At 48.1% G+C, this 13,164-nt stretch carries 16 protein-coding genes; all 16 read right to left on the bottom strand.

All coding sequences use genetic code 11. The features are described from left to right. Positions 1-6 precede the first annotated feature (6 nt). A complete protein-coding gene (gene atpD / locus BV455_RS09570) occupies positions 7-1,428 on the bottom strand; it encodes a F0F1 ATP synthase subunit beta (protein ID WP_218687949.1) in 1,422 nt (473 codons plus the stop codon). A gap of 61 nt (positions 1,429-1,489) precedes the next feature. Further along, positions 1,490-2,347 carry an ATP synthase F1 subunit gamma gene (gene atpG / locus BV455_RS09565; RefSeq protein ID WP_017436868.1) on the bottom strand — a complete coding sequence of 286 codons (858 nt, stop codon included), beginning with the start codon at positions 2,345-2,347 and terminating at the stop codon, positions 1,490-1,492. 299 nt (positions 2,348-2,646) lie between these two features. Next, positions 2,647-4,155: a F0F1 ATP synthase subunit alpha gene (atpA, locus tag BV455_RS09560; RefSeq protein WP_017436869.1), complete on the bottom strand. Its 1,509-nt coding sequence runs from the start codon at positions 4,153-4,155 to the stop codon at positions 2,647-2,649. A gap of 25 nt (positions 4,156-4,180) precedes the next feature. Then, positions 4,181-4,717, bottom strand: a complete 537-nt coding sequence (locus tag BV455_RS09555) for a F0F1 ATP synthase subunit delta (protein WP_017436870.1) — start codon at positions 4,715-4,717, stop codon at positions 4,181-4,183. Then, positions 4,714-5,247, bottom strand: coding sequence for a F0F1 ATP synthase subunit B (gene atpF, locus BV455_RS09550; RefSeq protein ID WP_017436871.1), 534 nt, complete (start codon positions 5,245-5,247; stop codon positions 4,714-4,716). Before atpF ends, BV455_RS09555 begins: the two co-directional genes overlap by 4 nt. A 302-nt stretch (positions 5,248-5,549) precedes the next feature. Next, entirely contained in the window at positions 5,550-5,762 is a 213-nt protein-coding gene (gene atpE / locus BV455_RS09545; RefSeq protein ID WP_017436872.1) for a F0F1 ATP synthase subunit C, read from the bottom strand. A gap of 52 nt (positions 5,763-5,814) precedes the next feature. Further along, positions 5,815-6,528: a F0F1 ATP synthase subunit A gene (gene atpB, locus BV455_RS09540; RefSeq protein WP_017436873.1), complete on the bottom strand. Its 714-nt coding sequence runs from the start codon at positions 6,526-6,528 to the stop codon at positions 5,815-5,817. 18 nt (positions 6,529-6,546) lie between these two features. After that, positions 6,547-6,930 carry an ATP synthase subunit I gene (locus BV455_RS09535; RefSeq protein ID WP_017436874.1) on the bottom strand — a complete coding sequence of 128 codons (384 nt, stop codon included), beginning with the start codon at positions 6,928-6,930 and terminating at the stop codon, positions 6,547-6,549. 4 nt (positions 6,931-6,934) lie between these two features. Then, a complete protein-coding gene (locus tag BV455_RS09530; protein WP_017436875.1) occupies positions 6,935-7,156 on the bottom strand; it encodes an AtpZ/AtpI family protein in 222 nt (73 codons plus the stop codon). A 283-nt stretch (positions 7,157-7,439) separates the two neighbouring features. Continuing rightward, positions 7,440-8,069 (bottom strand): uracil phosphoribosyltransferase, encoded by a 630-nt coding sequence (upp, locus tag BV455_RS09525; protein WP_017436876.1) that lies wholly within the window; start codon positions 8,067-8,069, stop codon positions 7,440-7,442. A gap of 123 nt (positions 8,070-8,192) precedes the next feature. After that, positions 8,193-9,431 (bottom strand): serine hydroxymethyltransferase, encoded by a 1,239-nt coding sequence (glyA, locus tag BV455_RS09520; RefSeq protein ID WP_061578889.1) that lies wholly within the window; start codon positions 9,429-9,431, stop codon positions 8,193-8,195. Positions 9,432-9,524: 93 nt separating this feature from the next. Beyond that, positions 9,525-10,103, bottom strand: a complete 579-nt coding sequence (locus BV455_RS09515; RefSeq protein WP_017436878.1) for a TIGR01440 family protein — start codon at positions 10,101-10,103, stop codon at positions 9,525-9,527. Positions 10,104-10,122: 19 nt separating this feature from the next. After that, on the bottom strand, positions 10,123-10,569 hold the full coding sequence (gene rpiB, locus BV455_RS09510) for a ribose 5-phosphate isomerase B (protein WP_017436879.1): 447 nt from the start codon (positions 10,567-10,569) through the stop codon (positions 10,123-10,125). 94 nt (positions 10,570-10,663) lie between these two features. After that, the gene (locus BV455_RS09505; protein WP_017436880.1) at positions 10,664-11,959 is read right to left on the bottom strand and encodes a methyl-accepting chemotaxis protein; all 1,296 of its coding nucleotides are present in this window, start codon (positions 11,957-11,959) and stop codon (positions 10,664-10,666) included. 11 nt (positions 11,960-11,970) lie between these two features. After that, positions 11,971-12,417 carry a low molecular weight protein arginine phosphatase gene (locus tag BV455_RS09500; protein WP_061578888.1) on the bottom strand — a complete coding sequence of 149 codons (447 nt, stop codon included), beginning with the start codon at positions 12,415-12,417 and terminating at the stop codon, positions 11,971-11,973. Positions 12,418-12,569: 152 nt separating this feature from the next. Then, a complete protein-coding gene (locus tag BV455_RS09495; protein WP_017436882.1) occupies positions 12,570-13,124 on the bottom strand; it encodes a manganese efflux pump MntP in 555 nt (184 codons plus the stop codon). Positions 13,125-13,164: the final 40 nt, after the last annotated feature.

Below are 13,164 nucleotides of genomic sequence, written 5' to 3'. Positions count from 1 at the left end.
CCTCAATTAAACTTCTACGCCCATTTGCTTCGCTTTTTCAACAACTTCTTCAATGCGCCCTACCAAGCGGAAAGCATCTTCAGGGATATGGTCATATTTTCCTTCCAAAATTTCTTTGAAGCCGCGTACCGTTTCTTTTACAGGCACATAGGAACCTGGCTGGCCGGTAAACTGTTCGGCAACGTGGAAGTTTTGCGATAAGAAGAATTGAATGCGGCGAGCGCGATGAACGACAAGTTTATCTTCATCGGACAGCTCATCCATACCGAGAATCGCGATAATATCTTGCAATTCTCTATAGCGTTGCAACGTTTGTTGTACTTTACGTGCCACTTGGTAATGTTCTTCGCCGACGATTTCAGGCGCAAGCGCGCGAGATGTGGACGCCAGTGGATCCACTGCTGGATAAATACCCATTTCTGCAAGTTTCCGTTCCAAGTTTGTCGTTGCGTCCAAGTGAGAGAACGTTGTTGCCGGCGCTGGGTCTGTATAGTCGTCCGCTGGTACGTAAATCGCTTGAATGGATGTGATGGAACCCGTGGCTGTAGAAGTAATCCGTTCTTGTAATTGACCCATTTCTGTCGCAAGCGTCGGTTGATAACCTACGGCAGAAGGCATGCGGCCTAATAGCGCCGAAACCTCAGAACCAGCCTGCGTGAAACGGAAAATGTTGTCGATAAAGAGCAACACGTCTTGTCCTTGCTCGTCGCGGAAGTACTCCGCCATCGTTAACCCTGTCAACGCTACGCGCATCCGTGCACCAGGCGGCTCGTTCATTTGTCCGAATACCATCGCCGTTTTGCTGATAACGCCAGAATCTTTCATTTCATGGTAAAGGTCGTTTCCTTCACGCGTACGTTCCCCTACGCCAGCGAATACAGAAATACCGCCGTGCTCTTGCGCAATGTTATGAATCAGTTCTTGGATTAAGACCGTTTTTCCTACACCAGCACCGCCGAATAGACCGATTTTTCCACCTTTAATGTATGGAGCAAGCAGGTCAACGACTTTAATGCCTGTTTCCAAAATTTCTACTTCTGTCGCAAGTTCTTCAAACTTTGGCGCCGGGCGATGGATTGGGTCACGACGCGCATCAGCTGGAATTTCCCCTTGCATGTCGATCGGTTCCCCTAATACGTTGAATACGCGGCCAAGGGTGACTTCTCCGACCGGAACCGAAATTGGCGCGCCTGTATCAATGACTTCCATTCCACGAATCAATCCGTCTGTCGATGCCATCGCAATCGTACGGACCGTATCGTCGCCAAGGTGAAGTGCTACTTCCAATGTCAAGTCGATATCGACTTCGTTTTCGTTACGCGCTTTATGTTGGATTTTCAGAGCGTTGTAGATCGCAGGAAGATGCCCGTTTTCGAACTTTACGTCTACAACCGGACCCATAACTTGAATAACGCGTCCTTTTGTCATCGTTTTCCCTCCTAACTTGCTAGTTGAACATCAGTACCTAATTGCCGCTTCCGGTTCACCGTTATTGCAACGCGTTTGCTCCCGCCACAATTTCCGTGATCTCTTGGGTAATGGCTGCTTGACGAGCACGGTTGTAGGAAAGGGTAAGCGTACGAATAAGCTCGTGCGCATTGTCCGTCGCATTTTTCATCGCCGTCATCCGTGCTGCATGCTCGCTTGCTTTCGCATCTAACAGCGCACCGTAAATAAGGCTTTCCGCATATTGCGGCAAAAGCACATCTAAAATTTCTTCTTGAGAAGGTTCAAATTCATACGTTGTCCGTTGTTTGTTATCGACCAAATCCGTTAACGGCAACAGCTTTCTTTCCGTTACCTCTTGCTGAATGGCACTGACGTAGTGGTTGTAGTACATATACAACTCATCAAACGTACCATCTGCAAACAAGCCGACTGTCTTATTCGCAATTTCTTTAATATCCGCAAAAGAAGGCTGATCCGGCAACCCAGTAATATTTAAAACGACCGGGAAATTTCTCTTTTTGAAAAAGCTTAAACCGATACGTCCAATGACAATAACCGCATATTCCTCCGGCGATTGATGGCGCTGTTGAATCGTTTGGTACACGGTGCGAAGAACGTTGCTGTTATACGCTCCGGCCAAGCCGCGATCCGATGTGATCACCAAATAGCCTGTCTTTTTCACCGGGCGCGTCACTAACATCGGATGAGTCGCATTTCCGGCACCAAGGGCGATGTTCGCAACGACTTCTTGCATTTTCTCCATATATGGGACAAACGATTTCGCGTTTATTTCCGCGCGGTTGAGCTTCGAAACGGAAACCATCTCCATCGCCTTTGTAATTTGGCTCGTTTTCTTCGTCGCGTTGATGCGCTTCTTAATATCGCGTAAGGATGCCAAAGGTTTCACCACCTTTTTTCTGCACGAAATCTAAGAATAGAGGGGAACAGAAGCCGTCATCCTTCTGTTCCGCCCTGGTTACTAAAATCTATAAAAATCGACTCATCGCGATGGAACCAGGAAACACCGCTTGCCGCTCAGGAAACACCTAAGTTCCATCAGGAAGGGAATCCCCTTGTCATTCACCTGCCGTGAAAGACAACCCGTGGCTCGCTGTCAGCGACGGCGCCTGTCGTGCACCATTCCTTCCATCGGTCAGTACACGACAACGATTTTAGTAACCAAGTATACACCCTCCTTTATTGGGAAACGACAAACGTTTTCTTGAACGCTTCGATCGCTTTGTTGAAATCTTCTTCGTTTGGAAGATCTTTTGTTGTACGAATATGTTCAAGCAAGTGCTGGCCGTTTTGGTCGAGCCATAAGAAGAATTCTTTTTCAAAGCGGCGAATATCTTCGACTGGAATGTCGTCTAAGAAACCGCGAGTAAGCGCGTAAATAATCGCTACTTGTTTTTCTACTGGAATCGGTGCATGCAAGTCTTGTTTTAACACTTCTACCGTACGAGCACCGCGCGCGAGCTTCGCTTGTGTCGCTTTATCAAGGTCTGAACCGAACTGTGCGAACGCTTCAAGCTCACGATACGCCGCTAAGTCCAGACGAAGTGTACCCGATACTTTTTTCATCGCTTTAATTTGTGCCGCACCACCGACGCGGGATACGGAAAGACCAGCGTTAATCGCCGGGCGAACGCCGGAGAAGAACAGGTCTGATTGCAAGAAGATTTGTCCGTCGGTAATGGAGATAACGTTCGTTGGAATGTAGGCGGAAATGTCGCCCGCTTGTGTTTCGACGAACGGAAGCGCTGTTAACGAACCGCCGCCTTTGGCATCGCTTAATTTTGCCGCACGCTCTAACAGACGGGAGTGCAAGTAGAAAATATCCCCTGGATATGCTTCACGGCCTGGCGGACGGCGAAGCAAGAGCGACAATTCACGGTAAGCTGCCGCTTGTTTCGACAAGTCGTCGTAAACAACAAGCACGTGCTGGCCTTTATACATGAAATATTCGCCCATCGCCACACCCGCATATGGCGCAAGGAATAACAACGGAGCTGGTTGTGATGCAGATGCCGTTACAACGATCGTATAATCTAGCGCACCGTGTTTCCGCAACGTTTCAACAACCGTACGGACCGTTGATTCTTTTTGCCCGATTGCGACGTAAATACAAATCATATTTTGATCTTTTTGGTTGATAATCGTGTCGATCGCAACCGATGTTTTCCCCGTTTGACGGTCCCCGATGATTAACTCACGTTGACCGCGGCCGATTGGCACCAATGCGTCAATCGCTTTAATCCCTGTTTGCAGCGGTTCATGAACCGATCTCCGGTCCATAACACCTGGTGCTGGGCTTTCGATCGGACGAGTTTCTGTCGTTTCGATTGGGCCTAAACCGTCGACTGGTTGTCCTAGAGGGTTGACAACACGGCCGATTAACGCTTCCCCGACAGGCACTTCCATAATCCGGCCTGTACGGCGCACTTCATCGCCTTCTTTAATCCCTGTATACGGACCTAAAATAACGATACCGACGTTATTTTCCTCCAAGTTTAACGCCATTCCCATCACGCCGTTGGCAAACTCAACAAGCTCCCCGGCCATGACGTTGTCCAGTCCATGGGCGCGCGCAATTCCGTCACCAATTTGAATAACGGTGCCGACATCGCTTACTTGGATTTCAGACTGGTAGTTTTCAATTTGCTGCTTAATGAGCGCGCTGATTTCTTCCGCTCTGATGCTCATGCCTTTCACCCCTATCTTCAAATCTTTAGCCAATAAGCTGTCGTTGAATCCGTTCTAATTGTCCGCTGATGCTGCCATCGTAAATGCGGTTGCCGATGCGCAGCTTCACGCCGCCGATTAAGCTTGGATCGACAATATTTTCAATATGAAGCGTCGTTTTGCCGATTTTTTTCGCAAACACTTCGGAAAGCGCACGTTTTTCCTCTTCCGTTAACGGGCGCGCCGAATAAGCAGTTGCTTCAGCAACGCCGCGGGCTTCATTCACCAACTCAATAAACTGCTCCGCCAGCTCTGGAACGATGTCGATGCGGTGGCGTTCCAAAAGCAGCAGCAATGTATTTCTTAACGGGGTTGAAACCGCCGCAAATGTTTCTTGAAGAAGCGCCTTTTTCTTTTCCAAAGATAGCTTCGGATACGTCAATAACGAAAAAAATTGCTCATTTTCCGCCAATGCTTGGCGCACGGCGCGAATTTCCTCTTCTAACTGGTCCAAAAGCTGCTTTTCGAGCGCAATTTGAAAAAGAGCTAACGCATACCGCTTTGCTATAATTTCTTTGTTCATCGACCTTCTCCTACCTCTTGAATGTACTCGCTAATCAGCTTCGCTTGGTCTTTTTCCGTTAACTCTTTTTCAATCACTTTCGAGGCGATTAATACGGACAAGGAAGCGACTTGCTCACGCAGCGCAGCCATTGCTTGCTCTTTTTCGCGTTCGATTTCTTTTTTCGCCGCTTCTTTTAACCGTTCTGCTTCCATACGGGCAGAAGCGATAATTTGCTCTTTTTGCTCTTCCGCCAGCTTGCGTGCATTTTCGATCAACTCTTGCGCTTCTTGGCGCGATTGTTTCATTAGCTCACGCTGCTCCTGAAGCAGTTTTTCCGCTTCTTGACGATGCTTTTCCGCCTGGTCAATTTCATTGGCAATGTGCTCTTCACGCTGTTTCATAATATTCATTAACGGCTGCCAAGCGAATTTGCGCAGCAAAGCTAATAAAATAATAAACATGAGCAGCTGATAAATAATGTCGCCGCTGTTGATGCCTGTATGATGCGCGGCTTCGCCCAGCGCCAATAGTTTTGCATTGAATAACACCGCGTTTCACTCCTTTCGATAGCTATGCGCAACTACCCTCTAAAGCCGGGGAATTCTGACGCACGAAAGCGTTTTTTCTGCACCTATGTGCAGGCACTTACTCTTGTTCCGTTAAGTATCCTGGGCAAACACCTCACCGGTGTTTACGGTTCAAAGCCGTTTCCTGCTTCACCCAATGACTGAAACCATCGTGGCTATATACTTTTGTAGCGACAAACGTTTCCATGTTGAAAATACACACATAAAGGAATGGCGAAGGTGATCGTCGACACGAACTTCGCCATCATCAAAAAAGTATTTCGTTATCTGTTCATGACGATGAAGGAAATAACGACACCAATGATCGGCAGCGCCTCAACTAACGCAACCCCGATAAACATCGTCGTTTGCAACACAGGACGCAATTCTGGTTGACGTGCAATCCCTTCTACTGTACGACCTACGATTAAACCGTTACCGATACCAGCACCAAGTGCCGCTAAACCTACTGCAATCGCAGCTGCAATTAAATTCATAGTAAATATCCTCCTTTGTCCTTATTCGTTTTGTATAGTGAAGTTTTTATCATTAATGGTCTTGGCTGACTTTATGGGCCATATAAACCATTGTTAACATCGTGAAAATGAATGCTTGGATACAGCCGACGAAAATACTGAATGCTTGCCACGCCATCATCGGAATCGCGCCGCCAATAGCGCCAAGCACTCCATGGTTTGTCCCAAGCCCTGCTAGCAATCCTAGCAAAATTTCACCAGCGAAAATGTTGCCGTAAAGACGCAAACCCAGCGTCAACGTATTGGCAAATTCCTCAACGATTTTCAATGGGAACAAGAAAGCCATTGGCCGCGTGTAATCGCGCATATATTCAGATACGCCCTTCATTTTCACGCCGTAGTAATGGGTAAGCCCCACAATCATCACGGCGAGCGTGAGCGTAATCGTGGCATCCGCTGTCGGCGACTTCCACCAAAGTTCATCGCCTACGCGCACGGAAAACGGCAAGCCGAGCATGTTAGCGACAAAGATGTACATGATGAGCGTAACGCCCAGCGTTAAAAAACGGCCTCCCGTTTGCCAATCCATCGTGCTATTGATGATTCCTTTAACGAAATCAAACACCCATTCGATGAAATTTTGCATCCCTGTCGGGCGCAACTGCAGAGAACGCGTCGCCGCGATCGCAATGATAAATACGATCAAACTGGTGACCGTAATCATTAAAACGTTAGATAAGTTAAATGTGAGTCCTAAAAACTCATGAATCGGTGCTCCGTGTTGCAACCATCCCTCACCTCTCTTTCATGCATGTTGCCCATTATTTTTCCATTTTTGCAAAAGAAAATCTATTATAATGACAATATAGGATGTCATTAATCCCAGCACTACAGGCACGATGGCGAAATATTGCGGATATTCGAGGGCGACTGCCGCCGCCAGCGCCGCTAAAGCCAAGCGGGAAAGCGTCCCAATCGTACGCACTTTTTTGCGTTCCAACACGGCTTGTCCTAATTTATCGATTTTCCGCGTTAAACTCCATAACATAAAAATGCTAATGACAGTTCCAAGTATTAAACTTAAAAAAAATGTTTTATACGCCGTAAACCCCCACCCTAACGTATAAAGCGAAAGCAAATACAATATGTATTTGAGCTGCCGCAAAAACATTTGCTGGAATTTCTCCATGTTGCTACTCCTCTGGGAAATATTGACGGATTAAACGCAACATTGCATATACCCCAGTTGCTAGCCCGATCAACAGACCGATAATGAGAAAAATCGGCTCGGTATGAAATTTGTCGTCGATCCATTTTCCACCAAATACTCCTACTAAAATCGAACCAACCAACTGGGATACGATGGCGGACATAAGTGCCATCGCTTGAAACGGGTGGCGTTGTTTCGGACGCATAGCGCATACATCCTTAATTAATTTATTTTTCTAGTTTTTTAACTTTTTAACAACATGAAAACCTTATCATATATCCCCTGTAAAGCATACAATACCGCATGGTCAATGTCAATGCGTTTCAGAGGAAAAGTATATTATAACAAATAAAATATTAAGAATTTGTGACATTTATTAATTTTCTTTTCACTACAATAGTGTATAATGATATATTTACTTTTTTAGACACAATTTTAAAAAAAAACGGTATCACTTCTCAGAAATGATACCGTTCTTCCATGTCGTTTTATTTTGTGCCAAACAAGCGGTCGCCGGCATCGCCGAGCCCTGGGACGATATAGCCGTGGTCGTTTAATTTTTCATCGAGCGCCGCAATGTATATATCGACGTCCGGGTGCGCATTTTTCACTGCCTCCACCCCTTCTGGAGCAGCGATTAAACACATAAATTTAATGCTTTTCGCACCGCGTTTTTTCAAAGCGTTGATCGCTTCTATCGCCGATCCTCCGGTGGCCAGCATTGGGTCAACGATAATAAAATCGCGTTCTTCGACATCAGTCGGGAGCTTGACATAATATTCAACCGGCTTTAACGTTTCCGGATCGCGGTACAAGCCGATATGGCCGACTTTCGCCGCCGGAATTAATTTTAAAATACCGTCCACCATGCCAATGCCGGCGCGCAAAATCGGGATGACGCCGAGTTTTTTCCCAGCGATCACTTTCGCTTTCGCTTTGCTGACTGGGGTTTCGATTTCGACTTCTTCAAGAGGGAGGTCGCGCGTAATTTCAAACGCCATCAGCGTAGCCACTTCTTCTACTAGTTCACGGAACTCTTTCGTGCCGGTGTTTTTGTCGCGGATGTAAGTGAGTTTATGCTGGATGAGCGGATGATCGAATACATATACTTTTCCCATTTTGCACTCTCCTCTTTGTAAACAAGTTTGCACTTCCATACATTCTACCGAAAAATAAAAGTATATTCAACCGCGAACCAAAAAGCGCACCTCTAAAGGCAATCCTTCGAGGTGCGCGTCCGTTTATTCTTGGTATAACGGGAATTTTTCTGTTAAGGCTGCCACGCGTTGCCGCGCTTCTTCAAGCTTTGCTTCATCTTCATGATGTTTTAAGACGAGGCTGATGATGCTTGCGATTTCATCCATTTCTTCCAAACCAAACCCACGCGTCGTCACCGCGGCGGTGCCAATGCGGATGCCGCTTGTTACAAACGGGCTTTCCGGATCGTATGGAATCGTGTTTTTGTTCACGGTAATGCCGACTTCATCCAACACTTTTTCCGCCACTTTTCCAGTTAATCCTTGCGGGCGCAAGTCAACGAGCAGCAAGTGGTTGTCCGTTCCGCCGGAAACAAGGGTAAAGCCTTCGTTTTTCAATGCTTCGGCAAGGCGTTTCGCGTTGTTGACGATATTTTGCGCATACGTTTTGAAGTCGTCTTGCAACGCTTCGCCGAGCGCGACCGCTTTGGCGGCGATGACGTGCATGAGCGGCCCTCCTTGAATGCCTGGGAAGATCGCTTTATCGATTTGTTTGGCAAACTCTTCTTTGCAAAGAATCATCCCGCCGCGCGGACCGCGGAGCGTTTTGTGCGTTGTGGTCGTCACAAAATGCGCATATGGCACCGGGTTCGGATGAAGACCTGCCGCAACAAGACCTGCAATATGCGCCATGTCTACCATCAAGTACGCGCCTACTTCATCGGCGATCTCCCGGAACCGTTTGAAATCGATGATGCGCGGATAAGCGCTCGCCCCAGCGACAATTAATTTTGGCTTATGTACGCGCGCCTTTTCAAGTACATCGTCGTAATCAATAACATGGGTTTCTGGGTCGACGCCATACTCGACAAAATTGTATTGAATGCCGCTGAAGTTGACCGGGCTGCCGTGTGTCAGATGCCCCCCGTGCGACAAATTCATGCCGAGCACCGTGTCCCCATGCTTTAACACAGTGAAATATACCGCCATGTTTGCCTGCGCGCCGGAATGCGGCTGAACGTTGGCATGCTCGGCGCCAAACAATTTTTTCGCCCGCTCGCGCGCCAAATCCTCAACGACGTCGACGTATTCACAGCCGCCGTAGTAGCGGCGTCCCGGATAGCCTTCCGCATATTTATTCGTTAACACAGAACCTTGCGCTTCCATGACTGCGCGGCTGACAAAGTTTTCTGATGCGATCAATTCGATTTTTGAATGCTGCCGTTTCCGTTCGTTTTCAATCGCGGCAAATACTTGCGGATCTTGTTGTGGCAAGTAGTTCATCACTAGCTCCCCCTTAATGCGAAATATATGAATATTCCTTTTTATTTTATCAGCTTTTTACGATTGGATTCAAAGAAAAAATGAACAAAATGATTAAGAAGTGCAGGAAGCATTCGGATTTTCTAAAGAATAGACGGCTCGGGCGCCGCCAATCAGCTTCGGTCGCGTTTTCGCCAAGGTTACGTGGGCATGTCCGACCCATTTCAGCGAAACGCGCACCGGAACGGCGACATGTTTTAAATGCATGCCAATCAGCGTATCGCCGATATCGATGCCGGCGTCAGCTTGAATAAATTCGACAACGACTGGATCAGCGAGATGGCGGTACGCATAGGCGGCCATCGACCCGCCCGCCGACGGGACAGGGATGACCGAGACGATTTCGAGCTGGCGGGATAAGGCGGTTTTTCTTTCGACAACGAGGGCGCGGTTTAAATGTTCGCAGCATTGAAACGCAAGCTGGATCCCGGTTTCGTCATGCCACTTTTTTAGTTCAGCAAACAGCATGGCCGCAACTTCCGTCGAGCCGGCCGTGCCAATTTTTTCGCCAATCACTTCGCTCGTGCTGCATCCGATGACAAGAATATGCTCGGATGAAAGCGGGACCTGCTGGCGAAATTCGCGCAAAATCGTCTGCCATTGTTGCTGCCATTCGGCTAGTAGGGAAGACATGGCTGCGACTCCTCCCATTTTACAAATACTTGTTTTCGTATTCGCTAATTTTCCCGATCCGCCGCGCGTGGCGGCCGCCTTCAAACTCCGTCGTCAGCCATGCTTTGGCGATTTCGCGCGCCAGCCCCGGTCCAATGACGCGTTCGCCCATCGCTAAAATATTGCTGTCATTATGCTGACGCGTCAGTTTGGCGCTGTATACGTCGTGGCAAAGCGCACAGCGAATTCCTTTCACTTTGTTGGCGGCAATCGTCATGCCAATTCCCGTACCGCAAATTAAAATGCCGCGGTCCACTTCGCCGCGCGCCACTTTCTCCGCGACGGGAATCGCGTAATCCGGATAATCGACCGACGTTTCGCAGTTGCAACCGAGGTCAATGTATTCAATTCCCATTTCATCCATTAATTGTTTAATTTCTTCGCGAATGTGGATTCCGCCATGGTCTGAGGCAATCGCTACTTTCATGCTTTGCTTCCTCCTTTGTTTCGTCATCATGCAAAAAGGCCGCCTTTTTTATTCATTTTACCTCTTTCTATTAAAAAAGGCGACCTTTCTTCCTTTATTTTGTGCTAAATTGGGCAATCGTTGCTTTTAATTTTTCCGCTTGTTCCGCGAGTTCGCGGGCGAGTTCATTGACATGATCAATAGCGGAAGTTTGCTCCTGCGTTGCCGCCGCCACTTCCATCGCTCCGGCAGAAGTTTGTTCGGCAATCGCCGCGACTTCTTGCGATTGTCCTGCCGCTTTTTCGATATGGACCATTTGCTCTTTAGCCAAATCAGCAATTTCATGGACGGCGCGGACCACTTCATGAATCGATTTTGTCATATCGGCAATCGCCGCGTTTGTGCTGGCGCCTTTCGCCGCTTCTTCATTGGCCGCTTGGACTTGTTCATGAATTTGCGCGACAACGCGGCTGACTTCTTTTTGGATGCTTTGAATCAGCTCCGCTATTCCTTGCACAGCCTTGGCGCTTTCATCGGCGAGCTTCCGCACTTCCTCGGCGACCACAGCAAAACCTTTCCCGTGCTCCCCGGCGCGCGCTGCTTCAATCGAAGCGTTTAAAGCGAGCAAATTCGTTTGCCGGGCAATATCGCCGACAAGGGAAATAATGTTTTCGACTTCTTTGGCGTGCCGCTCAAGCCGCTGCACAGCCGTTAAAGACATCTGATGATTGTGCGCCAATTGTTCTATGCCGCCGATCAGCGAGCTGATTACTTCGCGGCTTTTATGGAGCGCGGTTACCATTTCTTTCGCTAGTTGCTCTGACTGCCCCGCTTTTTCCTGCACTTGCCCGGCGATGCGGAGAACATCTTCGACCGACTCGGCGGCCGTCTGCATCGAGGCGGCGGAAGCGTTCGCCCCTTTGGAAATTTCGTCAATCGTGTACGCGATCTCTTTCGAACGCCCCACGGCAACGTCAGAAGCGTTCGTAATTTCCACGACTTTCTCATTCGTACGGGCAAAATTGTCTTCGATATTGCGTATAATCGACCGCAAACTGCGCAGCATTTCGTTAAACGCGAGACCTAATGAACGAATTTCATCATCCGATTTCGAGAGCGGGACATCTTCGTTAATTTGCCCGCTTGCCGCTTTCATCGCTGCCTCTTCCAAACGCTGCAGCGGTTTCGTAATCACCCCAGATGCCATATAGGCGAGCACGCCGGACCAAAAAATCCCGAGCAGCAAGATCAAAATGGTAAACACGTTTTTAGCTATCGAGGAGAAAAATACATCATACAAAATGTAAAGAAAAAACGCGCTGGTCGAGTAGGTGATCAGTGCTAATGCGGTAGCAAATACAACGAGCTTGAGGCGCAAGCTAAAACGATATCGTTTGTTTCTCCTTTCCATATCCCTTCCCCCTATGGATTTCCCCCTAGTTTCTCGATAAGGCCGTCAATCAATGCGGCAAGCTCATCCCTCGTCTGGCGGTATATTTCTACCGATCCGCCAAACGGGTCGGATACATCGCCCTGCTTTCCGGAAACAAATTCTTTCAGCGTAAACGTTTTCTCTTTCGCTTCGGGAAACTGTCCGATAATAAGCTGCTTATGCCCCGCGGTCATCGTCAAAATATGGGTCGCCCACTCGACGTCTGCCTTCTTTAATAGCGAAGAACGATGATTGGCGTTAATCCCTTTTTCTTTCAACACCGCTTTCGCGTAGGGCGAGGCATCGCTCCCTTCTGTGGCAAATACCCCCGCCGATTTCACTTCCACATCCGGCAGCCGCTTATGCGCCAAAAGCGCAGCCGCCATCGGGCTTCGGCATGTGTTTCCCGTGCAAACAAATAAAATGCGGTACGACATAGCAACACCTCTTAACTTTGTTTATCGCTCCCATCCGCGATAAGATAATTATATAATAAAATTTACCAACAAAATATAGCATCGCATCAAAAAAGCTTTCCCAAAAAGTGGACTCCCGTCTTTTTGGAAAAGCTTTTTTGTCTTTCCGCTTATCAAAAGGAAAACAACAGCTTTAAACCGAAGGCGAGCAAAATGCTGCCGCCAAGCGCCTCGCCGTAAGCGCCAAGCCACTGCTGAAAATGGCGGCCCAGCATCAGTCCCATCCATGTCAGCACCATGCTAAAAAAGCCAAACAATAAGATCGTCAGCATCGTTCTTGCTCCAAAAATGCCGAGGCTAAGCCCGACGGAAAAACTGTCGAGACTCACGCTGAACGCAAAAAAAATAAGTCCTATCCCTCTTGGCGAAGTGGATGAATCGCCTTCCTTTTTAAACGATGCGGCAATCATTTGAATTCCCAACAGCAGCAATAACGCCCCGCCGATATACGAGGCGATGCTGCCAAATTGACGGGACAAAAAACGGCCGACAACCATGCCAAACAGCGGCATGAGAATATGAAAAAGACCGATCATCACGCCTATATAAAAAATTTGTTTTAAGCGTAAGCGCAGCAAGCCCATGCCTAAGGCGACGGAGAATGCGTCCATTCCCAACGCAAACGCCATCATCGATAGCGCTATGATTTCGCCGATGAACATGCTCATTTGCTTTCCCTCCCCGGACTGGCTTACTGCTAACATATGC

The sequence above is a fragment of the Parageobacillus caldoxylosilyticus genome (assembly GCF_019272935.1).
Lineage (GTDB): Bacteria > Bacillota > Bacilli > Bacillales > Anoxybacillaceae > Saccharococcus > Saccharococcus caldoxylosilyticus.
Note: the sequence above shows the minus strand (reverse complement) of the source record. Positions and strands in the feature narration are given on the sequence as shown.